Below are 23,664 nucleotides of genomic sequence, written 5' to 3' on the forward strand. Positions count from 1 at the left end.
TGTTAATAATTTTTGTTTTTAAATGTTTTGTTGATTATTTATCAAACTTAAAAAAAAAAAAAATAACATCCAAATTTTTTTTGGAGAATATATTATGTTAAATTACTTATAGATAATTAGTTACAAATATTAATTACACTGAAATTGATAGAATGATTTATACAATGTGGAATTTCAGTTTTAAGAATTGTTGATTTCTTCTCTGATTTTCTTAGTCAAAGATTTGAAGACCAAATCGTAAGAATGGTCAATCAATTGAAAAATCAAATCCTGTTTCAAACCTTCACAAACCACTGAATTCCAATGCGTTTTGTTCATATGGTAAGCACCGTTGATCTGAGAAAATTCTTCTCGTAATTCCTCGCTCCATTCAGGATCAGCTTTGGCAGAGAATGTTGCTGGATGCTGTTCCAAGGAAATCAAAAGAAACATCTTCCCACCAACCTTGAAGACCAAGGTTTCCAGGTCAAAGGGAAAACTTTCCGTCACTGCCTTTTTACTTAAGCAATATTCGCGGATTTCCTCAGCTTCCATAATGAATTAAAACTTAAAAGTATTTTTCGGCAATTCCTTATTGACTTCTATCTTATTGATAGTCATCACGTAATCGCTATCCTTTTTAGGTGAAGACGATTCGATTCTGTAAGGCATTAGTAATTGTCCTACTTTTTTATAATCAGAATAGGTCAGAATCTCATCTTTCTTGATCTCACGAAACAACATATAATTTCTGACATCGAAATAATAAATTGTTTTGTTGACATTCTTCGTCAATTCCACCTTGAAATAGAATTGATCGTTAATTTTTTCTTTCCCTAGAAATTTAGCTTCAAAACCTTTGTTTTCCCAATCAATAAAATCGTTGTCGAAGTTTTCAGGAATATAGTCATTGTACTGCTGAAGCTTGTTTTGCGCATAATTCATCGCATATCCATTCTTCCCATCATAACCTTCAACGGGCGTTTCTTTTCCGCCAACAACCATTGCTGTTTTGCTGAGATTGGGACGTTGCTGATAGATTTTAATAGGATATTCGTCATTCACGCCGAGTGTAACTCTTCCTTGGATTTGAACCGTGTTCAGAAGTTTCCAATTGGTAAGGCCACCAGAATTCTCGATGTTTTTGTCGATGATCTCTGTAGCCGTTTGGGCAGAAATGAAAATGGAAAATATAATGGAGAATATGAGAATTATTTTTTTCATTCAGAATTTTTAAGAATCCAAAGATAGGATTTTTATTAAGTTATCGATTCTGTGGAAATATTAAAAAGTGCTAAAAAAGATATTAATCAGTTAGAGTAGCATTTTTGCTTTTTCCAGATCCTCCGGCGTATCGATTCCGATTCCTACGAAATCCGTTTCTATCATCCTAATTTTCATTCCATTTTCCAAATAACGCAATTGCTCTAATTTTTCTGAAATTTCCATAGGTGTCATTTCCAGAGACGAAAACTTAAGCAAAACTTCTTTCCTAAAAGCATAAACGCCGATGTGCTTGTAATACTTGACATTGTACGATAATTCCCTATGAAAAGGAATCACAGAACGGCTGAAGTACAAGGCAAAACCATTATTATCTGTGATGACTTTCACATTATTAGGATTCTTAATTTCCTCAGATTCTTTCAATTGAATTTTTAATGATGCCAAAGAAATCTCTTTCTTTTCGTCCTTGGCAAAAACGTCAATCAATTGCTTTAAAGGTTCTTTCTTAAGAAAAGGTTCATCGCCCTGAACATTGATGACAATATCACAATCGATGTTCTGGACAGCTTCGGCAATTCTATCACTTCCAGTCTCGTGTTCGCCTGTCATTACGGCTTTTCCTCCGTTTTTGGAAATTTCATCAAAAATAATTTCGGAATCTGTAGCCACGAAGACTTCATCAAATAAACCAGTCTCTACAACATTTTGATACGTTGTTATAATAATAGTTCTATTACCCAAAACTTCCATCAGTTTACCTGGGAATCTAGTGGAATTGTAACGGGCAGGGATAACTGCGATGACTTTCATTTGATAAATTTTAATAAAAAGATTAATGCATAGATCCAAGAAACGTATAAAGCAGAATAGAAAAATCCTAATCCGAAGCTCTTTAGAAAATTGCCTTTACATTTTTTTGAATTTTTAAAAATAAGCCGTAAAGCTCTGAAATAAATCCAATAGAGTATGGCGATTAAAAGTAAAAAAACCGACCAGAAAAACACTCCGACCACATACAGTGATAATAATATTAAAAGTGTAAAAGCTAACCAAGCAAAAATTGATAAAATAATACCCACAAGCCCATCTCCATCCACATCTGGAACATCTACGTCTGGTGCGTAGTCAGACGTAGATTTTATATTTTTAGTGAAATTTTCCTTGGTGAAAATCTTACCTAAATTATCTCTTAAAGCTATGCCTTCGTATAAACTTATACTTACAAAAATGAAAAAAGCAACTGCAAGGATAGAAGTTGAAAGGATAGAATTCTGAAATAAACTATGATGAGATCGGTATCCTGAAATCCAAACACATAAAATCACTAATAGAATAATTACTATTGATGAATAAAAAGTAAACTTGGTTTCAAGAAAAATTTTATTCTTCATTTATGATGATAATTATATTTTTTATTTTTATTGATTTTTGATAATAGCTTCCAATCTATCGTCAGGCTCAAAGTCGAGAACGTCAATTAGTTTTACTTTTTTGAAATCTTTATGAAAGGTATTGATGACGACATTCCAATTTTCAGGAACGACTGCGGAAGGCACTTTTAAACATAGCTTTTCATCAGCATCAAACCAAGCATTTCCAATCTTTTGACAATCAAAATAATTCCTAAAATCCCGCCAGCTTTTCGATAATTCAGAAGATTCAACCGTTTGGATTTCTGCATTGCTAGGAATTTTGATGACCATAATTTTAAAGTCCTTATTGAATCCCAATCCTTTCCGATGCGCCAATGTTTCCAAATAGGCAAGAGAAATACTCTCGGCTGTGTAAAGTACTTTTTTACCTTCGGAGTTCCATCGTCCTTCCAAGCCACTCGCAAAGAGAGAGTCCGCATATCTTTTGTGTACGATTCTGTAGACGAGCATTATACAGGATAACCTTGGGCTAGTTTTTCTATCTCTTCGTAGATCAGATCTACACCTCCAGAAGTGGAAATAAAATCTATCGGCTTATCACTGGAATTCCAAAAAGGACGGTTCATCCATAGGGTAAACTCATCCAGATTTCCAAAGATCTCCTTTCCAAAACTATAAAGATTGATCAATTTTAATAGATGCTCGCTGTAGATCGGGTCCAAGCCTTTCTCTTGATCTCTGTAATTGCTGATGGTCCTTGGAGAAAGATTGATGACAGATGCCAAAGCTTTCTCTGGCATCTTGATGGCATCAGCAAGTGAATAGAATACGTCTGTTTTCAAGCCTTCTCTTGCTTTTTTCAACAGTTTGTAGTCATCTTTTATTGCAAATCTATTGAACACAGAAGTGACTGCTCCATAAGAGGCTATTGGCTCTTCTACTCTATTTTTGTTGGAATCGCGTTGTTCTCTATTTGTTGCCATTTCTTTTTCCTTTCCACAAAGATAGAAATTTTTCCAAGTCAAAAACGAATTTTTTCCAATTATTTCAAATTTTCAAGCGCTTTTTTCAATTTTGGCAGACAATCTTTGATATCATCTAGCGAACATCCGCCAACAGATGCTCTGAACCAAGGCACTGACTTGTCATTTCCAAATGCTGAGAAAGGAACCAAAGCCATTCCTGCATTATTGATCAGATAGAAAACTAAATCTGTAGAATTTTCAATTAATTTACCGTCTGGAGCAACTTTCCCTAGGTAATCCAATTTGATGGTCAAATAAAGTGCACCCATTGGCGAAATGCTTTCAACTGCAAAACCACTATTCTTCAAATCTTGGATTCCCGCGTGAAGTTCTTTCAAACTGTTGTTAAGTTTTCCTTTATAATCTTCTAAGAAATTGTCAACAGCAGAATCATCAGCCAAAAATTCAGCAACAGCTTCCTGCTCTGGTTTCGGTGCCCAAGCACCTACGTGAGTTAGCAAAGCTTTCATTTTGTCAATCACCAAACTTGGTCCGAATCCCCAACCAACTCGAACGCCAGTCGCTGCGAAACATTTAGATGTTCCATCAACATAGATCGTGTAATCTTTCATTTCTGGTAAAAGACTTACCGGATCGTGATGATCTGAACCAAATGTCAGCATCGCATAGATCTGATCGTACATCAAATAAAGCGGTTTCTCATCATCACCTCTTCTTTTATTTTCTTCCAAGACCAATTCGCAAATTTCAGATAATTGCTCTCTTGTAAACATTGTTCCAGTCGGATTAAGTGGAGAACAAAGACAAAGCAAAACGGCACCTTCCAGATGTGGTCTCAAATCATCGGCTGTTGGCAAGAAATTATTGGATTCCTGAGTCTGGACTTCCACAGCATTGGCACTCGTCAAATAAGAATAATGGTTGTTGTTCCAAGAAGGAATTGGGTAAATCACTTTGTCACCTTCGTCCACAATTGTTTTGAAAACAGCGTAGATCAAAGGTCTTGAACCTGCTGTAATCAAAATATCATTGGCAGAATAATCCAGATTCCAGCGTTTTTTAAGATCATTACTCACGGAAGCTCTCAGAGATTGCAAACCGTTTGCTGGTGGGTAATTAGTAAGGTTATTCTTATAAGCTTTCTGGATTCCGTCTTTCAACTCCTGAGGAATTGGATAGATGTTGGAATTGAGATCGCCAATAGTAAGGTTTGAGATTTGTGCACCTTTCGCTTTCAGGTCATTCACTTCATTTCCGATTTTGATGATCTCTGAACCAACGAGGTTAGATGCTAGTTTTGATACTTTCACTTTATTGATTTTAAATTATTATTCAGATTTATAATCTGATTTTATTCTTTACTAGATTTTACAAAGGTCTTAAATGTAACTGACTAATTCAAATTACACAACAAAAAAAGTTCTCAAAACTAAGTGACTTTAGTAATTGAGAACTTTCTATTAAAAATATTTGGAGTTATATTTTTATCAAATAAAATTTTCAATTACAAATTCAGATCCTTCTTTACAAGCTGAATTTTTTCTTCCAACTTAGGCAGTTTTTCTACGAAATCTTGCTCAGAAGTAATAGAATCTTTCACAGAAACATAGAATTTGATTTTCGGCTCGGTTCCAGAAGGACGCACGCAAACCTTAGTTCCATCTTGCGTGTAATAGATCAAAACATTAGATTTTGGAATATCATCCATCACCTTTTTCTCATTTTTGGAAACCACAAAACAAGTTTGCTCTTTGAAATCTTTTACTTCTTCCACAGGAGAACCAGCGATTTCTTTTGGAGGATTTTCGCGGAAGTTTTTCATCATTTCCTGGATCTCTTCTGCACCACTTCTTCCCTTTCTCACCACATTGATCAAGCCTTCATAATACAATCCAACTTCTTTATAGATGTCAATCATATACTGATAAACGGTTGTCCCATTGGCTTTACACCAAGCAGCAATCTCACAAGCTGTCAAGATAGAGCCACAAGAATCCTTGTCTCTCACGAAATCGCCTGTCATAAATCCGAAACTCTCTTCGCCACCGCAAATAAACTTTTCCTGACCTTCGAAATCACGGATCATTTTCCCGATCCATTTGAAACCGGTCAATCCAACTTTGCAGTCAACACCGAATTTCTCAGCAACATCAAAGAAAATATCAGAGGTTACAATCGTAGAACCAATGAATTCTTTTCCGGTAATTTTCCCCGCTTTTTTCCATTGATCTAATATATAATAAGTAAGAATTGTATTGCATTGATTTCCGTTTAATAACTGGATTTCGCCTTCAAGATTTCTCACAGCAATTCCCAATCTGTCGCCATCTGGATCTGTTCCGATTACGATATCAGCATTGGTAATCTCTGCAAGATCCATCGCCATAGAAAGTGCCGCTGGTTCTTCTGGATTTGGAGAAGAAACAGTGGGGAAATTTCCACTTGGAATCATTTGTTCTGACACAAGATCCAACTTTGTGAATCCAGCTTTTTTCAAAGCTTTTGGAACTGTTGTGTAAGTTGTTCCGTGAATCGATGTGAAAACGATATTAAGGTTGTCTCTACCAACATTCTGATAAAGAGAGTTTTCCATACAAGCATCAACATACACATCATCTTGTTCTTCGCCAATCCACTCTATCAAATCATCGTTTCCATCAAACTTGATATTTTCGAATTTGGTTGCATAAACTTCTCTGATGATATTTTCGTCATCTGGTGGAACGATTTGCGCACCGTCATTCCAATAAACCTTGTAACCATTATATTCTGGTGGATTATGGGAAGCTGTCAAAACGATTCCAGCATTACATTTTTTATCACGAACGGTGAAAGACAATTCTGGTGTTGGACGGTGGTCTTTGAACAACAAAACCTTGATTCCGTTTGCCGTCAAAACATCAGCCACCACTTTCCCGAATTCCTTAGAATTATGTCTTACATCATAAGCAATCGCCACTTTGATTTCCTCGCCAGAAAATTGCTGATGAAGATAGTTGGCTAGACCTTGAGTCGCTTGTCCTAATGTATATTTATTAAGACGATTGGTTCCAACGCCCATTATACCGCGCATTCCGCCTGTTCCAAATTCTAATTCTCTGTAGAAAGAATCTTCCAGATCAGGAGATTCGGAATCAATCAAAGTTTGAACTTTTTTTCTTGTTTCTTCGTCAAATGTTTCTGAAAGCCAAAGTTTTGCTTTATCTAATGTTGATGTGTCAGACATTTTATTTATAGTTTTTTGTTTATTTTATTATCCTCTTTTCAATCGTAGCTTTTTCGGTGAGATTCACTTTTTTGGAAGGCTCGCCGTAATAAACCAGTTTCGAAGTATTTTTCAGTTTTCCTTTGATTTCTTCATCCACATTCAATTCCGCATAATTTCCGTTTTGAGAATCAATTTCCAAATCTTTGATGTACCAATATGGCGCAATGATGCTCGCTGTATCTTTGATGTTAAGCTTTGCTAAAGTTGTTTTACCCAAAAGATTAGCTCTACTTTTATTCGTCATTTCGATATTCGACTTTTCTGAAATCACTGAACCGATAAATTTAGCATTATCTTTTAGATTCAAGGAAAAATTTTCAACTTTCATCTGGCTGGAGATATTAAGTTCCACAGAATCAGCTATTTTAATATCATCAAAAGCATTTTTGCCGTAAATGGTAATATTATAGAAATCTACTTTCTCCGTCTCACTGTTTTCCGTGATGTAAAGATGTTTGTCTTTAATTTCAATGTGCAGATTTTCAAAGATATTTGGATATGTTTCTACATTCACAAAATTGTGTGGACTTTGCACGTAAAATACGCGGAATTTCCCTTTCAGATTAAGTTTTGAAAACTCAGCCAATTCCACATCTTTCGATTGAATCTCGCCTTTTGGTTTTACTTTGCCGCAGGAAACTGCTATGAAAATTAGAGTTAAGTAAAATAGATTTTTCATAAGATTAATGATTTACCAAATTAATTAAATTATATCATTTAAATTAATTCCTCAATATGATAATTCTTATGTTCACGATTCGTTCTGATAATCAATTCACCTAAGAATCCAGCTACAAAAAGTAAACTACCCATAATCATCATCGTCAAAGCAATGAAGAACCAAGGATTGTTGGCAATCAGATTTCCGTAAACTTTGAAGATATAGACATCAATCAGTTTTGAAATTCCCAACCAAATGGCTGACAAAAATCCTATGATAAACATCAAAGTTCCCGCTGCGCCAAAGAAATGCATCGGTCTTCCGCCAAATCTGCTGACAAACCAAAGCGTGACCAAATCAAGAAATCCACGAACAAATCTTTCCGTCCCAAACTTCGAAGTTCCATACGGTCTTGCCTGGTGTTGAACTGGTTTTTCAGTAATATTTCTAAAGCCAGCATTGGCCGCCAAAACCGGAATATAGCGGTGCATATCGCCATAAACATCAATGGATTTTACGACCTGTTTTTTATAGGCTTTCAATCCGCAATTGAAATCGTGAAGTGAAACACCAGAAACTTTCCTGGCCGCAGAATTGAATAATTTTGAAGGAATATTTTTGGTCATCACGTTATCAAAACGCTTCTTTTTCCAACCTGAAACGATGTCATAATTTCCAAGTTTTACCATTTCGTAAAGTTCTGGAATCTCTTCTGGAAAGTCTTGTAAATCAGCATCCATTGTAATGATGACATCGCCATTCACTTTTTCGAATGCGGCGTGAAGTGCTTGTGATTTTCCGTAGTTTTTTGAAAATTTGATCCCGTGAATCTGTGGATTTTGAATCTTCAAATTCTCGATGATGGACCAGGAAAGGTCGGTGCTTCCGTCATCTATGAACCAAACTTCGTAAGACAATTTGTTGTTTCTGCAAACGGTGTCGATTCTGTTGAAGAGTTCTTCCAGAGAATCTTGCTCGTTTAGCAAAGGAATTATAATGGATAAATTGAGGGTGTTCAAATTGATTGATTTTAAGAGTTCAAAGATATTTCTTTTGAATGAGATTTAATGCTTCATCTGGTGCAAAAACAGGAATTTCGGAAGTGGAAAAATCTTTTAGATTTCTAGTTACTATTCCATTGATTTTTTCGATTTTATGAGCACAAAAAATCTGGATTGCATCTTCAAAATCTTTGTGGTTGGACTTTACAGATTTTCTAATTATTTCTTCATCAATAGGAATTATTTTAATGAAATTCATAATTTCATCTATTAATTCTCTTAATAGAGTCTCTTTAATATTTTTTTTGCAGATGTAGTGCAATGTTGCAATACTGTGTGAAGAAACATAAAGTTCGATATTTTCTTTGGTCGAATAATTAAAGATTTCCGAAACAATGTCAAAATGTGGATGTCTCCTCTGTAGCAAATCAACAATAATGTTGGTATCCAAGAAAAAAATCATTTTATGAATATTTTTTCTCCAAATATTCTCTCGTGTATTCCTCTAATTCTTCATCTGTATATTGAGGAATGTCATTAGGGATTTTATCCAAAAGCTTTTTCATTTTTGCAGTTGGTTCTTTAGTTTTTTCAGGTTCGCCTAAAGATTCAAGATACTTCTGCACCATCTCAGAAAGACTTCTCTGAGTACCTTTTGCATATTTCTTAGCTTTTTCTATGACCGATTTTTCTACAGTCAGAGTCAGTTTGGTTGTCATTACGTGTTGTTTTAGTAAAGATACGTATTAATTCATAAATGATAATTGATAATTTATGAATGATTTTTGAAAAGCCATCTAACTTTTATTCGTATCTTTTCTTATTCTTCATAAAACCAGCAATGATGATGGATAGCATCAAATAGAACAACAAAAATCCACCGAAAATCGCCGACAAAAATTTGAATGAAAAATAATTGCGGTCTTCCTTCATCGCTACTTCCCTTGCAATTTTGGCATTTTTGTAATCCTCTTCCAGTTCCTTTACTTTCGCAGGATCTTTGTGATTGGCAACTTCCGTTTTTTTCTTCGCATAAGCTGCGTCTAGATTATTAAGTTCTGTCTGCACATATTGATGATTCAACATATCTCTTGCATCTGTGTCTGCATAATTGAGAAAGGCAAAGATTGAAAACATAGATAAGATTCCACCTACAAAAAGCGTGACGAATGTTTGTTTAAAAGCTTGAGGATAAGTGATTCGCGTCCCTTGTCTTAACCAATAAGTTGAAGCAAAACCAGCGAAAACGTACAGAAAAGTCATCCCGAAAGCATTGACCTGCATCGTGGTAATCCAATAATTAGCATTGGCGAAAAAATAGTAAACAATGAAGAAGGTCAACATTGTGATAGAGAATAAAATAAAACCTGCTACTAAAGGGCTTTTTGTCATAATTAAATTTAATTTTATGAAAATTAAAGTCAAACAATAAATATTTGAAACTGACTGTCAGTCTCCTACATTTTAATATCGTTCTTTTCTCAATTTTCCTTTTTCTTATTTCTTAATTTTTATATCTTTGCACCGGCAAGTCCTAAACAACCAGCTCCTGAGAATCCTCCAGGGTGGGAACGCAGCAAAGGTAATTGGTCGTAGCGGTGTGATTTAGGTAGCTTGCCATTTTTTATTTTTTTAAGTTAAGAGATCAAGACGGTTTAATTTTAAATTACTTGATCTCTTAATTTTTTTAGAACTCAAATTCTTGTCCCAATTCTGGCAAAACAAATTCTATGTTCTTATCTGAAAAATGCTTTTTGGCTTCTTCGTGATTGATTTCAATCGGTGCAAAAGTATCGAAATGGCAACCAATAACCTTTTGTGTTTTCAATAATTCTGACGCTGCGAAAGCCGCTTTTCTTGGGCACATTGTGTAATGCTTTCCAACTGGAAGAATCGATAAATCAAGCTTTCCGAAAATCTCAGGAAATAAACTCATCTCAGAACTCACGCCAGTGTCACCAGCTAGATAAAGGTTTCTCCCGTCCGAAAATCTGAAAATATAGCCAGAAGCCAATCCGCCGTAAGTTCCGTCTGGGAATGAGCTCGTATGCAATGCTGGAACCATAGAGATCTTTAACTTTTCCAATTTAGCAGAACCTCCGAAGTTGATGTCGATATTATTGGAATGTCCAAAATACCCGCAGATCTCAGGTTGACCGATTACTGTTGCATCCGGATGATTTTCTAAAACTTCTTTTACGTCTGCCGTGTGATCGCCGTGCGCGTGCGTGATGAGAATATAATCTATCTTTTGAGCGGTGATGTCAAAACCAGATTTGTCTTTTTGATAATTGTAAAAAGGATCGGAAAGAATCGTTTTTCCATTGTATGTGAACAAAAAACAGTTTTGTCCGAGGAATTTTATTTTCATTTTTTTCTTTTTTTAATTATGATGAGAATAAGTGATATAAAAATCAAACTTATTATAGTTAAAATTATGATCTTATGTTTATGTGTATAATATTTAAAAATTTCTAATAAATCTTCAGAAATAATTTTTCCTGAATCAGAATTTTCTTTAATTAATTCTTTAAAATGAGAAAATCTTTCATTGAATAATGGACTATTGTAACCATATTTTTCAGATAATTCATAAGCTTCAACTGCTGTTTCTAAATCTTTTGTTAAAGCCAATAAATTTCCAAAATCAAAATAAAGTTTTCCAACAATTTGCTCTTTTGGTTTTACAAATTGAGTTCTTTCAGATAATTGATATGCTAAAGCTTGAGAGAATTCTTCTAATTGCTTCGTGGAGTATTTAGATGTTGGATTTTTTTCTTTTCCAAAATCAAAACCCAATAGATTTTCCAATGGAATAATTCCCAATTTATATTCAAGAATCCTTATATGAATCCACTCTGAACCGTGATGAGAATCTTTATTTAATTGTAGTGCTTTTTTTATCCAAATCAGAGCATTTTTATTATCTCCAATTAATTCATAAGTTGTTCCTAAATTTGAAGCAAGTTCATATTTATTAGGTTGCTTTTCTTCTATTTCTTTGAATATAGAAATCGCCTTATCATATTCTCCTAAATAAACTAATGAAGTAGCATAATTTAAATAGCTGTCAAGATTTTTTGTCTTTTTATATTCTTCTAAATCAATTAATGAACGTTCTTCAACATCCTCTTTATTAATTTCATTAATGTAAAGACCTGCAACATATCTTTCGTGTTCTTGATTTTCAATTTGATTTCCTTTAACATCAGTTCCTACAACAGAATAATTAAGACAAGCAAAGGCAAAGCTTGAAATAACAAATGCTAATAAAAATGAAATTTTCCTCATAATTACGAACTCGATTATAATTTTAAAATATTAATTGAAAAAATTAAGTCCGAAAGCAGTCAATATTGACATTAAGAAAGTCAAAATCCCAACTTGTTTTAGAAAAGGATCCAAATCTTTTGGCTCTTTTACAGCCATTACATTCCGTCTGAGTCTCATAAAAGGGAAAATCAAAATCATCACAATGAATGGATAATACAAACCTCGCTCCTGAAATCCGTTGTACATCAAAAAAGCCAACATCAGCAGAATTGGTAATTGTAACAGAATAATCTCGTAAATCATAGCATTCTTGAAACCTAATCTCAATGCTAAAGTTTTCTTGCCAGCTAATTCATCATTCACGATGTCTCTCATATTATTCAGATTCAGAACGGCCATACTTAGCATTCCAATGGCTGTTGCTGGAAATAAAAGATCCCAGCTGAATGATTTTGTAAAGAGAAAATAACTCCCACAAACCGAAACTAGACCAAAAAAGATGAACACGAAAATATCGCCTAAACCTAAATATCCATAAGGTTTCTTACCAACTGTATATCCAATAGCTGCCAAAATGCAAGCCACTCCCAAAACGATAAAGATCCAGAATTCTCTTGTATGAGTTGGGTAAAATGCGACATACAACAAAGCAACCGTCGCAACAAATGCTAATAATGATAATAGAATCACTGCATTTTTCATTTGATTTGCGGTAATTCTTCCCGAAGCAACTGCTCTTTGTTCTGCTTCTCCTATCCTATTTTTGTCGGTTCCCTTCACGCCGTCACCATAATCATTGGCAAAGTTTGACAAGACCTGATATAGCAAAGTAACAAGAATGGCCAATGCAAAAATCTTCCAATCCCAAAATCCACCTTCCTCAGAAATCCGCCACTTTGCAATAAAAGATCCCATAATGATTCCACTCATAGAAAGTGGTAATGTTCGCAGTCGAGCTGCTTGTATCCAATCGATCATTTTTATTTTTTTCTAATAATTTCCATGTAAACATCAAAACGGCTCTTCTCTGGGTCATTGATGTTTAAAGCTTGCTCCTCAAAAGTATTCTTGGTAAAATCATAGATCATAAAATAATTTCTTGTTAGGAAAGCGACAGAATTCTGACTATATTTTACAACATTGGAAATGGCATTTTCTTTTGGTTGCAGTACTGTCTTGGCTTTGCCATTTTTACTATCAACCACAAACATGAAATTCTTTTCACCTTCAGCAAATCCAATGATAGTATTTTCAAATTGTTGCAATGATTTTATTTTGCCAAATTCTTCGATCTCTGTTTTCCATAAACTTTTTCCTGATTTCGAATCTAATGCGTACACATTTGCTTTTTTCTTGGCACTCAAACCAGAAGAAGTTGCAAAATATAGGATTCCATTATTCAAAATCATAGTTTCGCCAATTTTGGATTCTTTCTCACCCAGTTTGAATTCCCAATCTATGTTGGCGTTATTTTTCAGGTTCAGCGCATACACCATATCAATTTCGTCCGCTACATAAGCTCTCTCATCGTCAATTTTGGGAAGTGTGTACATTGGGCGATCTTTAAAACCCCTTTGCCAGAGTGCTTTACCTGTTTGCGTTTCGAAACAATACACCCAAGGCGCATTAGGAACAATCAAATAAGCATCTGTAACTGCTGGAGAATATTGGTTGAACTCGAATTGCATTTGATAATTCCAAATATGCTGACCTGTTGTTTTATTAAAAGCATAAAGGTTTTTATTGAAAGTAGGTAGGAAAATCAAAGATTTTGATATGGGAAGAAACTGCCCATTGGTGGCATATCTTCTTGTTATATCTTCCAAGCCTATATCGTTTTTCCAATAGGCAGAGCCGTCATTCACATTGAGTGCAACAAGCTGTTTTTTGCTACTCGCGACGTACAAAATTCCATTTTCTATATTAAAACCATTTCTCATTTTTTCTTTAGAGCCATCTGTGAATTTGTATTCCCACTTTTGTTTTTTTGACTCTAAATCATAAGAGACCACTGTTCCGTCGTTTTTGTAAATGATGAATGCGTCCGACAGAACTTTTTCTTTGCCAGTGATTGGTTTGATGTCCTCTGTAATCACAATATCCTCTGTAGTAAGGATTTTATTGTTACTGTACTGATTGGATTTACTTTCCGGCGCAACTGAAGGAACGATTCCGGTATTATCGTTTGTTGAAGGTGTCGCTGTTTTTTTCTGCGCATTCACAAAAAAAAGACAGCAAAAAATAGAAAGAATGGTGTATTTTTTTTTCATAACTTTTTTTAATTATGAGATCCATTGATCGTCTCCGAAGTTAGGTTTTCGCTTTTCTAGGAAGGCATTTCTACCCTCTTTTGCTTCTTCTGTCATATACGCCAAACGTGTTGCTTCACCTGCAAAAATCTGTTGTCCAACCATTCCGTCGTCTGTCAGATTCATAGCGAATTTTAGCATTCTGATGGAAGTTGGCGATTTTGCAAGGATTTCCTGAGCCCATTCGTAAGCGGTATCTTCTAATTCTGCGTGTGGAATTACGGCGTTTACCATTCCCATTTCTTCCGCTTCTTTTGCTGAGTAATTTCTTCCTAAAAAGAATATTTCTCTTGCCTTCTTCTGACCTACCATTTTTGCCAAATAAGCAGAACCATAACCTCCGTCGAAGCTTGTAACGTCCGCATCGGTTTGTTTGAAAATTGCATGCTCTTCACTTGCCAAAGTCAAATCACAAACCACGTGAAGCGAATGTCCACCACCAACTGCCCAGCCGTTTACAACAGCAATCACAGCTTTTGGCATAAAACGGATCAAACGCTGAACTTCCAAAATATTAAGTCGGTGTCTTCCATCTTCTCCCACATAACCTTGATGTCCACGTGCTTTCTGATCGCCACCGCTACAGAACGCGTGACCGCCATCTTTAGGACTTGGCCCTTCGCCTGTCAGCAATACTACGCCAATCGAAGAATCTTCGTAAGCGTCGTAAAATGCGTCGTAAAGTTCTGAGGTTGTTTTTGGACGAAATGCATTGCGGACTTCTGGTCTGTTGATCGCAATTCTTGCAACGCCATTTGATTTTTTATAAGTAATATCTTGGTATTCTTTAACGGTTTTCCAATCTGCCATTTTTTGAAAATTTAGAGTGTAAATATAAGCAGAATTGATGGGGTTTCAAAGGAATTATGTAAATGAGGAAAAGACAATTTTATGGAAAATTTCTAACTATTGCAAAGCGTGATTCTTGCGCCAGCGCGTAAGGGATAGAAGCGGATATCCTTTTTTTTGGCTTGGGAAAAGCGTTGGCAAAAAAAGATAGTAGTGGATAGCCCGACCCGCTTGTTTTTGCTTGATGGAAAACCTCTTTCGATCAACTAAATGTGAAAGCAAAACAAAGGGATACGCCCAAAGAAAAAAGCCTCAGAAAAATCTGAAGCTTGTAATTTATATGTTGAAATTAATTATTCTACAACTTTTATCGCGCTTGCCAAGAATCTGGTTTCGGTTTTTGGTTCTGTGATGGCGTCAATCTCCGCTTGTGATTTTTTAGCGTCTTCTGCATAATGTTGCAACTCTTTCACAGAGGTGGTTTTGCTTTCTGCACTGCCTTCCAAAACGACGGTTTTCCCTTCCAAAGCGGTCGGAACGAAGAATGCGTAATCTTTCATCTTAACGAAAAAGGACTCGCCACTTTCTGTAGCAACGCTCACCCAACATCCTTTTTTAGGACAAACGCCCGTGATTTTTCCTTTGACGGAAGTCTTGGCGATTTTATTTTTTGTTTTTAATTCCTTGTTCAATTCGTCTGGTGAAATGGCTTTTTTGACGGTTTTTGCGGAAACGTCCTGACCGTAGTATTCTCCAACTTTAGCATCGCCAGCTGGTGGGCCAGATTGTGCAAAAGCGGAAACGGATAATCCAATCAAAACGAAGGCGAATAATATATTTTTCATAATAAATCTTTGTTTTTTTAATGCTGTAAATTTAAAAAATTATTTAGAATGAAAAAAAATAATTTTTTGATGTAATGAATTCTTACTTTCGATTGTCTTACTATTATTAAATTCTAACTTTTGAAAATCAAATAAATATATATCTTATGAAAATTAAACTCTTATCTCTCGTATTTCTGGCTTCTGTAGGAAATTTCTCTTGCATCCAAACCAAAGGCAGTGACGGCGAAAATGGCTCGGAAGCGATATTTTCCAATCTTTTGGGCGACTCTGGAAAAGGTGATGTGATTGAGAAATCCTATGCAGTTGATTTTGATGAATTGCAGATTTCAACTTCTTTGAAAGCTGAAGTTTATAAATCTAATGAAGAAAAAATCATTGTTTATGCTCCGTCTGATCTGATGCAATATGTGATTGTAAAGCAAGAAGGAAGAAAAGTGCACGTGAAAATCCAATCAGAAAGAAAACTTAGCATATCGACTGATAGAATTAAAATTAAAGTTTATGCCAAAGATTTTGATAGATTGTTAGCCAGCTCCAGCGGAAGTATCTTGTTGAAAGATGATTTCAAATTCTCGGATTTGGACGTGAAAGTTTCAAGCTCTGGGAATATCAAAGGAAACATCAACGGAAACAATGTCAATATCCAAGCGTCTAGCAGTGGCGATTACAGCGGAGATGTGAACGCAAAAAACCTGAATCTTCAAACTTCTTCTTCCGGAGATATTAGAATCACGGGAAAAGCGGAAAATGTAAGTGCTCAGTCCTCTTCATCAGGAGATATAAAGGCTGAAAATTTTACCGCAGAAAGCGCGGTTCTTACAACCTCTTCTTCAGCAGATATTACAATTGGTGTTCGTACAAGTCTTACGGCCAGCGCATCTTCTAGCGGAGACATCAATGTCATCAAAAGAGGTGATCTGAATAAAGTAACCAAAAATGAAAGCAGTTCGGGATCTGTCAATATCCGATAAAACATATTATTTTCTTACAAAAAAAAGAGATCCCAAATTTTTGGAATCTCTTTTTTATATTTTGATTATCAGCTTCTTAGTTGAATTTGATAATGCTTTCCATTTTTGCAGTTTCTTCGTTTACCAACTCATCATCTACCAAGATTTTTCCAGAATGCTCATCGATAATAATCTTCTTTCTCTGAGCAATTTCCATTTGCTTCTGTGGTGGAATTGTGAAGAAAGAACCTTTTGGTGCTCCTCTTTCCAAACCTACAACTGCAAGACCTGTTGAAGATCCAGTACGGATTCTTTGGTAAGAAACCAACAATCTTTGGTCGATCTTCTCAGCAAATTCCTTAGATTTTTCTAATAAGTAATCTTCTTCTTTTTGCGTTTCAGAAACCAAGTTTTCCAACTCGTTTTTCTTGTGAACCAAGTGGTTGTTTAGTTCATCGATTTTAGAAGTAAGGTCAGCCAAAGTTTCCTTTTTGTGATCTATTTTCCCTCCAAATTCCTTGATTCTTTTTTCAGCTAACTGAATTTCCAATTCCTGGTACTCAACTTCTTTTGCTAAAGTTTCGAATTCTTTGTTATTTCTAACGTTATCTTGCTGCGTTTTATATTTGTCAATCAATACTTGAGCGCTTTTCATAAGATCTTTTTTCTCATTGATCTCTGCATTTTGCTCAGCAATTTCAGATTCGAATTTTTGGGCTCTTTTGTTAAGACCTTCAATTTCTATCTCAAGATCTTCTACTTCAATTGGCAATTCGCCTCTTGTATTGCGGATCTCATCCAAACGGGAATCAATGATCTGCAAATCGTAAAGTGCTCTTAGTTTTTCTTCAACAGAAATTTCGTTTACTTTTTTATCAGCCATATCTATATAAAATAATTAACAGGATTTGTTTTCTTAGTCGTTTTTGCGATGGCAAATATAGTGAATTTTTTGGACAATATTTCAAATAATTGTTGAGTTACAAATTGTTCCGATTCAAAATGTCCGATATCGCAGATCAGCATTTTGTCTTCTGCCGAGAAAAAGTCGTGGTATTTCACATCGCCCGTGAGGTAAGCATCACATTTTGAAGACAATGCAGACTTGATTCCGCTTGCTCCACTTCCGCCCAAAACGCCAACTTTTCTAATTTTTTTATTAATTAAAGAACTGTGTCTTATGACTTTAAGGTCAAATTTCTCCTTTACAAATTGTAAGAAATCCTCCTCTCTCATTTCACTTTCCAAATCTCCGAATCTTCCCAAACCAGTGTAATGATTTTCGTTCTCGAGAGAAATTAATTGATAAGCTACTTCTTCGTATGGATGATTTTGTTTCATCGCTGAGAGAATTTGGTTTTTTTTGAAATCTTCGAAAATCACAGAGATTAAAACTTCGTCCGCATTTTCTCTTTCGTTATGATTTCCAGTTACCGGATTCGAACCTTCCAAAGGACGAAAAGTTCCGTTTCCATTAATTGAAAAACTGCATTCATCATAAAAACCGATATTTCCCGCACCAGCCTGGAACAGAGCATTTTTAAAATTCTCGGCCGAATCAACCGGAACATATACTTCCAATTTCTTCAATTGATTTTGTTTCGGCATCAATATTTTTTGATTCTTCAATCCAAGAACTTCGCAAATTTTATAATTGACACCAAAATAATCATTGTCAAAAGCCGTGTGAATTGCATAGATTGCAATTTTGTTTTCCAAAGCTTTCAAAATGGCTTTTTCAACATAATTCTTTCCAGTGATTGATTTCAAACCAGAAAAAATAATCGGATGAAAACAAACCACGAGATTGAAATTCTTTTCAATAGATTCATCAATCACCGATTCCAAAGCGTCGTGAGCAACCAGAATTCCTGAGATTTCCCTATCTGGATTTCCACAAAGCAAACCAACATTATCAAAATTCTCAGCTTGTTTTATCGGAATCAATTTCTCAAACTCCTTTATAAATTCATTGATTTTCATTAATTAAATATTTTATCTGATAAACAATCTATCATCAAAAGTAAACTTTTCAATTTTTTTGATTTTGACATCTTTAAAATTGCCATTTCGAGGATTAATAATATAATTAAATTCCCCTTGAACCGCCGCGGACGGAACTTTCATTGCCAAAAATTTATTTTCCTTGAGAAATTTGTCACCCATCTTTTGAGTAGCGTCCAGATGTGGAAAAGTATTCCAGTCTTTTGGAAACCTTTTTGGCTCAAAAAACTCAATATCTGGAATCTCAATATGGACCAATCGATAATCTTTTGGAATGATTCCAAGCGGAATGTGAACGGCAATTTCAGTAACGCAAAGTGCTATAGATTGTCCTGTGTACAATGTTGCGTTTCCCTTGCTATTCCATCGTCCACCAGCTATTTCTGCGCCTTTTCCAGAAAGGTCATTAGCGTAGATTTCTTTTGAAAGCCTGTAAACAACCATCAAGGATTACGCTAAAATACCGTGCTCCAATCTTGTAAGCTCATCCATTAGAAGAGAGATTCCAAAGTTGCTACCAATCAGGTCTTGTGGTTTTGTTTTGCCTAAAGCCAGGTTTTCTGCTTGCAACCAAATCAAAAAGTAGTCTGATGAACCAAAAACCTCCTCGCCTCTTTTGTAGAGCATTTCTATTTGCAATATCTTCTCAGATTGCAATGTGTCAAAGGTTTTTTCTTCTTTTTGGTAACGGGATAATGTCTTACCAGAGATATGAAGAAACCCAGCCCACTCTTGAAAACTGAAAGGGAACTTTTTCACAAGATTATCAAAAAGTTTGAAAGAAATACCACGTTCTGCAATTTCTATCATTCTTAGAATACCGCCATCATCAAAATTGTGATAGCCATATACGGCTACTGGTTCTGCAACTTTGTTTGTCGGGTCTGCTGTTTTGTATTTTTTCATTGTCTCGTATTTTCTCTCACAAAGCTACGACTTTTGTCCAAATAAAAAAGACTTTTGTCTATTATTTTTATTTTCTTATATATATTTTTTACATTACCTTCATTCTTTAATTTGATGTAATGAAAATAAAACCAGAGTTCGATCTGATTCCGGAAGATGGATGGCGAAAGAAGATTTATGAAACCGTTTATCTGTCTCACACAAAAGCTGGAAAGATCTTTGACATTTGTTTGTTGTTTCTAATTCTCGTCAGTACTGCCTTGTTGATGGTGGAAACGATTCCTATTTTTAGATTAGAATATTATAAGGAGTTTTATTACGCAGAATTTTTCATTACAATCATATTTACAATCGAATATATTCTAAGGATTATTTGTGTGAAAGATAGAGAGGAGTATATTTTCAGCCCGTTAGGTGTGATAGATTTCCTGTCAATTATTCCTTTTTACATCAGTTTGTTTTTTCCAATTTGGCATTTTGTTGCGATTATCAGGATGTTGAGAATGTTGAGGATTTTCAGGATCTTCAACCTTGCGGATTATATGCACGATGGGCGCTTTATTGTTTCTGCTTTGAGACAAAGTTCACGAAAGATTTATATTTTCTTACTGTTTATGGTGATTTTCATTATAATGATTGGATCATTGATGTATTTGATAGAAGATGGAAAAAATGGATTCAGCAGTATTCCACAAAGTGTTTATTGGGCGGTTGTCACTATAACCACTGTTGGATATGGCGATATTTCTCCGGCAACGCCAATTGGTAAAATGCTCTCAATTGTCGTTATGCTTTGTGGTTACAGTATCATTGCGGTTCCGACGGGAATTGTGACTTCAGAATTCAGAAAGCAAAAGAAGAATAGCTTCAGTTGCAACAGATGTGGCAACGATGACAATGATGAAAACGCACGTTTCTGTAAAATCTGTGGAGAGAAAATAATTTAAAAATAATTAACATTGATTACCAAATAATTATAAATAAACAATTAAATTTGATTAATAGGAACTAAATTCGCAATATTGTTATAAGAACTATTTAAACAAATCTCTATGAAACACCTCTATTTCATACCTTGGATCATCCTAATTAATTGTTTAAGCAGTTGTTCTTCAAGTGCATCGATTTCCGATAATCAGCAAACTAATGAAATCCTCAAGGTAAAAAGTCATACTTATAAAACTGTGAATTTTCCAACATCCGATGGATTAAATGTCTACGCAGATTATTACTCAAATAGAAGAAAAAATCCATTAATCATACTTTATCATCAAGCTGGATTTAGCCGGGGCGAATTTAGAAATATAGCTCCAAGATTAGTAGATTTAGGGTTCAATGTTATAGCTGTTGATCTTCGTTCTGGAGATATGCTGAATCAAGTCACAAATCTTACAAACAAAGAAGCCTTAAAACTTGGTAAATCTACCGCTTTCGAAGACGTGATTCCTGATTTGGAAGCATCTTTTGATTACGCTAAAAATAAAATCAAATCAAGAAAAATAATCTATTGGGGAAGTTCATATTCTGCATCTTTAGGATTTTATATGGCTTCGAAAAATCCAAAAGATTACAAGGCGATCATCGCCTACTCGCCGGGAGAATATTTCAAGATTGAAAACAAAAATATTTCAGACTTTGCGAAGGATGTTCAAATCCCGGTCTATACTTCTTCAGCCAGAAATGAGGAATCAAAATGGAAACCGATTTTCAATTCTGTGAAATCGAAAAAGCAATTTTATCTCCCTTCAAAAACCAAAGGACATCACGGAACTATTGCGCTTTCTTCTTTCCACGACGATGCTGAGGAAAACTGGCAGGCAATCATTCCTTTTTTGAAAACATTGCTGTAAATTCTTCCTCATTATCAAGAAAAGTTCGTTTGGCTTCCTCGTAACCGATATTGAAAATCTCCTCCATATTCTGAGGTTTCCTTTCGAAGATTCCATATTTCGACAACTTTTTGGAAGTGATAAACCAATCGCAATAAGCGAATTTGAAAATCTCTGTTCGATGCGACGCTAGTTCGTAAGCTCTTGTGGTAACCGCTTTTATTGTTCTAAGATCTTGCGCTTCCACATCTTGAGGTGGCGTCACGTAAACACCAATCATTTTGTCGCATTCATTATTAATAATATCTGCAGGAAAGTTATTGAGCACACCTCCATCGCTGTACATCTCTTCTCCGATAAAATAAGGTGTGGAAATACCGGGAATGCAGGACGAAGCAATAATCGCATCGACAACTTTGTAATGTTTTTCAAAAACTTTTTGTTGCCCTGTTATCAATTCCGTCGCTACGATTCTGACATCTTTTTTCAATTCTCCAATCGTCATATCTTGGAAAATAGGTGTCAAATACATTGTGAAAATGGCTGACGAAACAAATCCCGGCTGATTGAACGTAAAATGTTTCCAATTGAAAAAATAAATCGACTGGAAAAAATCCAAAATTTCCTCCGGTGATTTTCCAACGGCGTACAAAGAACCAACGATGGAACCTGCGCTACAGCAAGAGAGAATGTCTGGTTCAATGTTTTTCTCATTTAGAAATTTTAAAACACCTGCGTGAGCCAATCCACGCGTTCCACCTCCGGATAAAACCAATCCTATCTTCGAATTTTCCATTAAGTAAAATTAAAAAAACCGCAGAAAAATCTGCGGTTTTTATATATGAATATTATGTTATTCTTATTAAATGTGAATCACCTCACCGTAAGCAGCTGCTACAGCTTCCATCACAGCTTCAGAGATAGTTGGGTGCGGGTGGATAGATTTAAGAACTTCGTGTCCTGTCGTTTCTAATTTTCTCGCAACCACAGCTTCAGCAATCATATCGGTAACGCCGTCACCAACCATATGACAACCAAGCCACTCACCGTATTTAGCATCAAAAATAACTTTGATAAATCCATCAACATCGCCGTTAGCCGTAGCTTTTCCAGATGCTGAGAATGGGAATTTACCAACTTTGATTTCGTAACCTTTTTCTTTCGCTTGTTTTTCAGTCAAACCAACAGAAGCAATTTCTGGGTGACAGTAAGTACAACCCGGGATATTTCCATAATCAATCGCTTCTACGTGAAGACCTTTGATTTTCTCAACACAAGTGATTCCCTCTGCAGAAGCCACGTGAGCCAAAGCCTGAGTTGGGATGATATCACCAATCGCGTAATATCCTGGAACAGAAGTTTCGTACCATTCGTTAACCAGAACTTTTCCTTTTTCAGTTTTAATTCCTACTGCTTCAAGTCCAATTCCTTCAACGTTTGAAGCAATTCCAACCGCGGAAAGCAAGATATTAGCTTCCAAAGTAATATTTCCAGTAGCTGTTTTCACGCTAGCTTTTACGCCGTTTCCAGAAGTATCCACAGATTCTACAGAAGCGTTGGTCATAATTTCAATCCCTGATTTTTTAAGAGATTTCTCCACGTGTTTTGAAACTTCTTCATCCTCCAAAGGAACGATGTTTGGCAAGAATTCTACAACAGTCACCTTGGTTCCCATTGCGTTATAAAAATCAGCAAACTCAATTCCTATAGCGCCAGAACCTACAACAATCATAGATTTTGGTTGCTCAGGAAGAGACAATGCTTGTCTGTATCCGATTACTTTTTTACCATCTTGAGGAAGGTTTGGCAATTCTCTGGAACGTGCGCCAGTTGCGATAATGATGTTGGTTCCGGAATATTCAGTTGATTTTCCTTCAGCATCTACAACGGTCACTTTTTTACCAGCTTTCACAGTGGCAGTTCCCATAATGACATCGATTTTGTTTTTCTTCATCAAGAAAGAAATTCCACCGCTCATTTTGGAAGCCACGCCTCTACTTCTTTGGATAACTTTTGAAAAATCGAAGCCTGGATTTTCCACTTTGTTAAGACCATAGTCTTCTGCGTGCTTCAGATAATTGAAAACGTGAGCAGATTTCAACAACGCTTTTGTTGGGATACAACCCCAGTTGAGGCAGATTCCGCCAAGATTTTCTTTTTCGATGATGGCTGTTTTGAAACCCAATTGAGAAGCTCTGATTGCAGTCACATAACCGCCAGGTCCACTTCCAATAACAATAATATCGTAATTCATTGTGATT

28 protein-coding genes and 1 other RNA gene are annotated in these 23,664 nt (G+C 35.5%); 4 read left to right on the forward strand and 25 right to left on the reverse strand.

The window, feature by feature from the left end:
• Positions 1-180: 180 nt before the first annotated feature.
• The 13 genes from IO90_RS15465 to IO90_RS15525 all read right to left on the reverse strand — a co-directional run bounded on the left by IO90_RS15465 (position 181) and on the right by IO90_RS15525 (position 9,887).
• Positions 181-534 (reverse strand): MmcQ/YjbR family DNA-binding protein, encoded by a 354-nt coding sequence (locus tag IO90_RS15465; protein ID WP_034968472.1) that lies wholly within the window; start codon positions 532-534, stop codon positions 181-183.
• Between the two features lie 6 nt (positions 535-540).
• The gene (locus IO90_RS15470; RefSeq protein ID WP_034968474.1) at positions 541-1,203 is read right to left on the reverse strand and encodes a hypothetical protein; all 663 of its coding nucleotides are present in this window, start codon (positions 1,201-1,203) and stop codon (positions 541-543) included.
• A 90-nt stretch (positions 1,204-1,293) separates the two neighbouring features.
• Positions 1,294-2,016: a 3-deoxy-manno-octulosonate cytidylyltransferase gene (kdsB, locus tag IO90_RS15475; RefSeq protein WP_034968477.1), complete on the reverse strand. Its 723-nt coding sequence runs from the start codon at positions 2,014-2,016 to the stop codon at positions 1,294-1,296.
• Positions 2,013-2,597 carry a hypothetical protein gene (locus IO90_RS15480; RefSeq protein ID WP_034968480.1) on the reverse strand — a complete coding sequence of 195 codons (585 nt, stop codon included), beginning with the start codon at positions 2,595-2,597 and terminating at the stop codon, positions 2,013-2,015. Before IO90_RS15480 ends, kdsB begins: the two co-directional genes overlap by 4 nt.
• Positions 2,598-2,624: 27 nt before the next feature.
• Entirely contained in the window at positions 2,625-3,089 is a 465-nt protein-coding gene (locus IO90_RS15485; RefSeq protein WP_034968484.1) for an RES family NAD+ phosphorylase, read from the reverse strand.
• Entirely contained in the window at positions 3,089-3,562 is a 474-nt protein-coding gene (locus tag IO90_RS15490; RefSeq protein ID WP_034969369.1) for an antitoxin Xre-like helix-turn-helix domain-containing protein, read from the reverse strand. The genes IO90_RS15485 and IO90_RS15490 overlap by 1 nt, the downstream gene beginning before the upstream one ends.
• Before the next feature lie 59 nt (positions 3,563-3,621).
• Positions 3,622-4,875, reverse strand: a complete 1,254-nt coding sequence (locus IO90_RS15495) for a pyridoxal phosphate-dependent aminotransferase (protein ID WP_034968487.1) — start codon at positions 4,873-4,875, stop codon at positions 3,622-3,624.
• A 194-nt stretch (positions 4,876-5,069) separates the two neighbouring features.
• A complete protein-coding gene (locus IO90_RS15500; RefSeq protein ID WP_034968491.1) occupies positions 5,070-6,791 on the reverse strand; it encodes a phospho-sugar mutase in 1,722 nt (573 codons plus the stop codon).
• Positions 6,792-6,810: 19 nt separating this feature from the next.
• The gene (locus IO90_RS15505; protein WP_034968494.1) at positions 6,811-7,512 is read right to left on the reverse strand and encodes a GIN domain-containing protein; all 702 of its coding nucleotides are present in this window, start codon (positions 7,510-7,512) and stop codon (positions 6,811-6,813) included.
• A 38-nt stretch (positions 7,513-7,550) separates the two neighbouring features.
• Complete coding sequence (locus IO90_RS15510) at positions 7,551-8,513, reverse strand: glycosyltransferase family 2 protein (protein WP_410492591.1); 963 nt, start codon at positions 8,511-8,513, stop codon at positions 7,551-7,553.
• Between the two features lie 19 nt (positions 8,514-8,532).
• Positions 8,533-8,958 (reverse strand): type II toxin-antitoxin system VapC family toxin, encoded by a 426-nt coding sequence (locus IO90_RS15515; protein ID WP_034968500.1) that lies wholly within the window; start codon positions 8,956-8,958, stop codon positions 8,533-8,535.
• A gap of 1 nt (position 8,959) precedes the next feature.
• Positions 8,960-9,214: a DUF6364 family protein gene (locus tag IO90_RS15520; RefSeq protein WP_034968502.1), complete on the reverse strand. Its 255-nt coding sequence runs from the start codon at positions 9,212-9,214 to the stop codon at positions 8,960-8,962.
• An 85-nt stretch (positions 9,215-9,299) separates the two neighbouring features.
• Positions 9,300-9,887, reverse strand: coding sequence for a DUF4199 family protein (locus IO90_RS15525; protein WP_034968505.1), 588 nt, complete (start codon positions 9,885-9,887; stop codon positions 9,300-9,302).
• 133 nt (positions 9,888-10,020) lie between these two features.
• Between IO90_RS15525 and ffs the strand changes: the two genes are divergently transcribed.
• An RNA gene (gene ffs, locus IO90_RS18715) (signal recognition particle sRNA small type) lies at positions 10,021-10,118 on the forward strand.
• 64 nt (positions 10,119-10,182) lie between these two features.
• Here the strand turns inward: ffs and IO90_RS15530 are convergent.
• From IO90_RS15530 to IO90_RS15555, 6 genes are all read right to left on the reverse strand, one after another.
• On the reverse strand, positions 10,183-10,866 hold the full coding sequence (locus IO90_RS15530) for a metal-dependent hydrolase (RefSeq protein WP_034968508.1): 684 nt from the start codon (positions 10,864-10,866) through the stop codon (positions 10,183-10,185).
• On the reverse strand, positions 10,863-11,786 hold the full coding sequence (locus tag IO90_RS15535; protein WP_051878761.1) for a tetratricopeptide repeat protein: 924 nt from the start codon (positions 11,784-11,786) through the stop codon (positions 10,863-10,865). The genes IO90_RS15530 and IO90_RS15535 overlap by 4 nt, the downstream gene beginning before the upstream one ends.
• A gap of 30 nt (positions 11,787-11,816) precedes the next feature.
• Positions 11,817-12,746: a 1,4-dihydroxy-2-naphthoate octaprenyltransferase gene (menA, locus tag IO90_RS15540; RefSeq protein ID WP_034968512.1), complete on the reverse strand. Its 930-nt coding sequence runs from the start codon at positions 12,744-12,746 to the stop codon at positions 11,817-11,819.
• A gap of 2 nt (positions 12,747-12,748) precedes the next feature.
• On the reverse strand, positions 12,749-14,038 hold the full coding sequence (locus IO90_RS15545; RefSeq protein WP_034968515.1) for a PQQ-binding-like beta-propeller repeat protein: 1,290 nt from the start codon (positions 14,036-14,038) through the stop codon (positions 12,749-12,751).
• Positions 14,039-14,050: 12 nt separating this feature from the next.
• On the reverse strand, positions 14,051-14,887 hold the full coding sequence (locus IO90_RS15550) for a 1,4-dihydroxy-2-naphthoyl-CoA synthase (RefSeq protein ID WP_034968519.1): 837 nt from the start codon (positions 14,885-14,887) through the stop codon (positions 14,051-14,053).
• A 332-nt stretch (positions 14,888-15,219) separates the two neighbouring features.
• Positions 15,220-15,711, reverse strand: a complete 492-nt coding sequence (locus IO90_RS15555; RefSeq protein WP_034968523.1) for a DUF4920 domain-containing protein — start codon at positions 15,709-15,711, stop codon at positions 15,220-15,222.
• Between the two features lie 146 nt (positions 15,712-15,857).
• On the opposite strand from IO90_RS15555, the gene IO90_RS15560 reads away from it, so the two are divergent.
• Positions 15,858-16,685 carry a GIN domain-containing protein gene (locus IO90_RS15560; protein WP_051878763.1) on the forward strand — a complete coding sequence of 276 codons (828 nt, stop codon included), beginning with the start codon at positions 15,858-15,860 and terminating at the stop codon, positions 16,683-16,685.
• A gap of 76 nt (positions 16,686-16,761) precedes the next feature.
• Here IO90_RS15560 and IO90_RS15565 read toward each other — a convergent pair whose 3' ends face one another.
• From IO90_RS15565 to IO90_RS15580, 4 genes are read right to left on the reverse strand one after another with little or no spacing between them, the layout of a single operon-like run.
• Positions 16,762-17,547, reverse strand: coding sequence for a zinc ribbon domain-containing protein (locus tag IO90_RS15565; RefSeq protein ID WP_034968525.1), 786 nt, complete (start codon positions 17,545-17,547; stop codon positions 16,762-16,764).
• 2 nt (positions 17,548-17,549) lie between these two features.
• Complete coding sequence (locus IO90_RS15570) at positions 17,550-18,647, reverse strand: Nif3-like dinuclear metal center hexameric protein (protein ID WP_034968528.1); 1,098 nt, start codon at positions 18,645-18,647, stop codon at positions 17,550-17,552.
• Positions 18,648-18,659: 12 nt separating this feature from the next.
• The gene (locus IO90_RS15575) at positions 18,660-19,112 is read right to left on the reverse strand and encodes an RES family NAD+ phosphorylase (protein WP_034968531.1); all 453 of its coding nucleotides are present in this window, start codon (positions 19,110-19,112) and stop codon (positions 18,660-18,662) included.
• Positions 19,113-19,118: 6 nt separating this feature from the next.
• The gene (locus IO90_RS15580; RefSeq protein ID WP_051878765.1) at positions 19,119-19,574 is read right to left on the reverse strand and encodes an antitoxin Xre-like helix-turn-helix domain-containing protein; all 456 of its coding nucleotides are present in this window, start codon (positions 19,572-19,574) and stop codon (positions 19,119-19,121) included.
• Between the two features lie 119 nt (positions 19,575-19,693).
• Here IO90_RS15580 and IO90_RS15585 point away from each other — a divergent pair, with 119 nt between their 5' ends.
• Positions 19,694-20,521 (forward strand): ion transporter, encoded by an 828-nt coding sequence (locus IO90_RS15585; RefSeq protein ID WP_034968533.1) that lies wholly within the window; start codon positions 19,694-19,696, stop codon positions 20,519-20,521.
• A 105-nt stretch (positions 20,522-20,626) separates the two neighbouring features.
• Entirely contained in the window at positions 20,627-21,424 is a 798-nt protein-coding gene (locus IO90_RS15590) for an alpha/beta hydrolase family protein (RefSeq protein WP_034968535.1), read from the forward strand.
• Here the strand turns inward: IO90_RS15590 and IO90_RS15595 are convergent.
• Together IO90_RS15595 and lpdA are read right to left on the reverse strand one after the other, a co-directional pair.
• On the reverse strand, positions 21,396-22,199 hold the full coding sequence (locus IO90_RS15595; protein ID WP_034968538.1) for a patatin-like phospholipase family protein: 804 nt from the start codon (positions 22,197-22,199) through the stop codon (positions 21,396-21,398). The genes IO90_RS15590 and IO90_RS15595 overlap by 29 nt on opposite strands.
• 66 nt (positions 22,200-22,265) lie before the next feature.
• Positions 22,266-23,657 carry a dihydrolipoyl dehydrogenase gene (gene lpdA, locus IO90_RS15600; protein WP_034968542.1) on the reverse strand — a complete coding sequence of 464 codons (1,392 nt, stop codon included), beginning with the start codon at positions 23,655-23,657 and terminating at the stop codon, positions 22,266-22,268.
• Between the last annotated feature and the right edge of the window lie 7 nt (positions 23,658-23,664).

It is taken from the genome of Chryseobacterium sp. FH1 (genome assembly GCF_000735135.1).
Taxonomy (GTDB): Bacteria; Bacteroidota; Bacteroidia; order Flavobacteriales; family Weeksellaceae; genus Epilithonimonas.

What these genes read in the sequence shown, in the direction of transcription:
- IO90_RS15465 (WP_034968472.1), bottom strand. Translation starts at nt 534, where the DNA reads ATGGAAGCTGAGGAAATCCGCGAATATTGCTTAAGTAAAAAGGCAGTG.
- IO90_RS15590 (WP_034968535.1), top strand. Translation starts at nt 20,627, where the DNA reads ATGAAACACCTCTATTTCATACCTTGGATCATCCTAATTAATTGTTTA.
- lpdA (WP_034968542.1), bottom strand. Translation starts at nt 23,657, where the DNA reads ATGAATTACGATATTATTGTTATTGGAAGTGGACCTGGCGGTTATGTG.
- IO90_RS15575 (WP_034968531.1), bottom strand. Translation starts at nt 19,112, where the DNA reads ATGGTTGTTTACAGGCTTTCAAAAGAAATCTACGCTAATGACCTTTCT.
- IO90_RS15570 (WP_034968528.1), bottom strand. Translation starts at nt 18,647, where the DNA reads ATGAAAATCAATGAATTTATAAAGGAGTTTGAGAAATTGATTCCGATA.
- IO90_RS15470 (WP_034968474.1), bottom strand. Translation starts at nt 1,203, where the DNA reads ATGAAAAAAATAATTCTCATATTCTCCATTATATTTTCCATTTTCATT.
- IO90_RS15525 (WP_034968505.1), bottom strand. Translation starts at nt 9,887, where the DNA reads ATGACAAAAAGCCCTTTAGTAGCAGGTTTTATTTTATTCTCTATCACA.
- IO90_RS15595 (WP_034968538.1), bottom strand. Translation starts at nt 22,199, where the DNA reads ATGGAAAATTCGAAGATAGGATTGGTTTTATCCGGAGGTGGAACGCGT.
- IO90_RS15530 (WP_034968508.1), bottom strand. Translation starts at nt 10,866, where the DNA reads ATGAAAATAAAATTCCTCGGACAAAACTGTTTTTTGTTCACATACAAT.
- IO90_RS15555 (WP_034968523.1), bottom strand. Translation starts at nt 15,711, where the DNA reads ATGAAAAATATATTATTCGCCTTCGTTTTGATTGGATTATCCGTTTCC.
- IO90_RS15480 (WP_034968480.1), bottom strand. Translation starts at nt 2,597, where the DNA reads ATGAAGAATAAAATTTTTCTTGAAACCAAGTTTACTTTTTATTCATCA.
- IO90_RS15565 (WP_034968525.1), bottom strand. Translation starts at nt 17,547, where the DNA reads ATGGCTGATAAAAAAGTAAACGAAATTTCTGTTGAAGAAAAACTAAGA.
- IO90_RS15485 (WP_034968484.1), bottom strand. Translation starts at nt 3,089, where the DNA reads ATGCTCGTCTACAGAATCGTACACAAAAGATATGCGGACTCTCTCTTT.
- IO90_RS15550 (WP_034968519.1), bottom strand. Translation starts at nt 14,887, where the DNA reads ATGGCAGATTGGAAAACCGTTAAAGAATACCAAGATATTACTTATAAA.
- kdsB (WP_034968477.1), bottom strand. Translation starts at nt 2,016, where the DNA reads ATGAAAGTCATCGCAGTTATCCCTGCCCGTTACAATTCCACTAGATTC.
- IO90_RS15535 (WP_051878761.1), bottom strand. Translation starts at nt 11,786, where the DNA reads ATGAGGAAAATTTCATTTTTATTAGCATTTGTTATTTCAAGCTTTGCC.
- IO90_RS15515 (WP_034968500.1), bottom strand. Translation starts at nt 8,958, where the DNA reads ATGATTTTTTTCTTGGATACCAACATTATTGTTGATTTGCTACAGAGG.
- IO90_RS15560 (WP_051878763.1), top strand. Translation starts at nt 15,858, where the DNA reads ATGAAAATTAAACTCTTATCTCTCGTATTTCTGGCTTCTGTAGGAAAT.
- menA (WP_034968512.1), bottom strand. Translation starts at nt 12,746, where the DNA reads ATGATCGATTGGATACAAGCAGCTCGACTGCGAACATTACCACTTTCT.
- IO90_RS15545 (WP_034968515.1), bottom strand. Translation starts at nt 14,038, where the DNA reads ATGAAAAAAAAATACACCATTCTTTCTATTTTTTGCTGTCTTTTTTTT.
- IO90_RS15490 (WP_034969369.1), bottom strand. Translation starts at nt 3,562, where the DNA reads ATGGCAACAAATAGAGAACAACGCGATTCCAACAAAAATAGAGTAGAA.
- IO90_RS15585 (WP_034968533.1), top strand. Translation starts at nt 19,694, where the DNA reads ATGAAAATAAAACCAGAGTTCGATCTGATTCCGGAAGATGGATGGCGA.
- IO90_RS15520 (WP_034968502.1), bottom strand. Translation starts at nt 9,214, where the DNA reads ATGACAACCAAACTGACTCTGACTGTAGAAAAATCGGTCATAGAAAAA.
- IO90_RS15505 (WP_034968494.1), bottom strand. Translation starts at nt 7,512, where the DNA reads ATGAAAAATCTATTTTACTTAACTCTAATTTTCATAGCAGTTTCCTGC.
- IO90_RS15500 (WP_034968491.1), bottom strand. Translation starts at nt 6,791, where the DNA reads ATGTCTGACACATCAACATTAGATAAAGCAAAACTTTGGCTTTCAGAA.
- IO90_RS15580 (WP_051878765.1), bottom strand. Translation starts at nt 19,574, where the DNA reads ATGAAAAAATACAAAACAGCAGACCCGACAAACAAAGTTGCAGAACCA.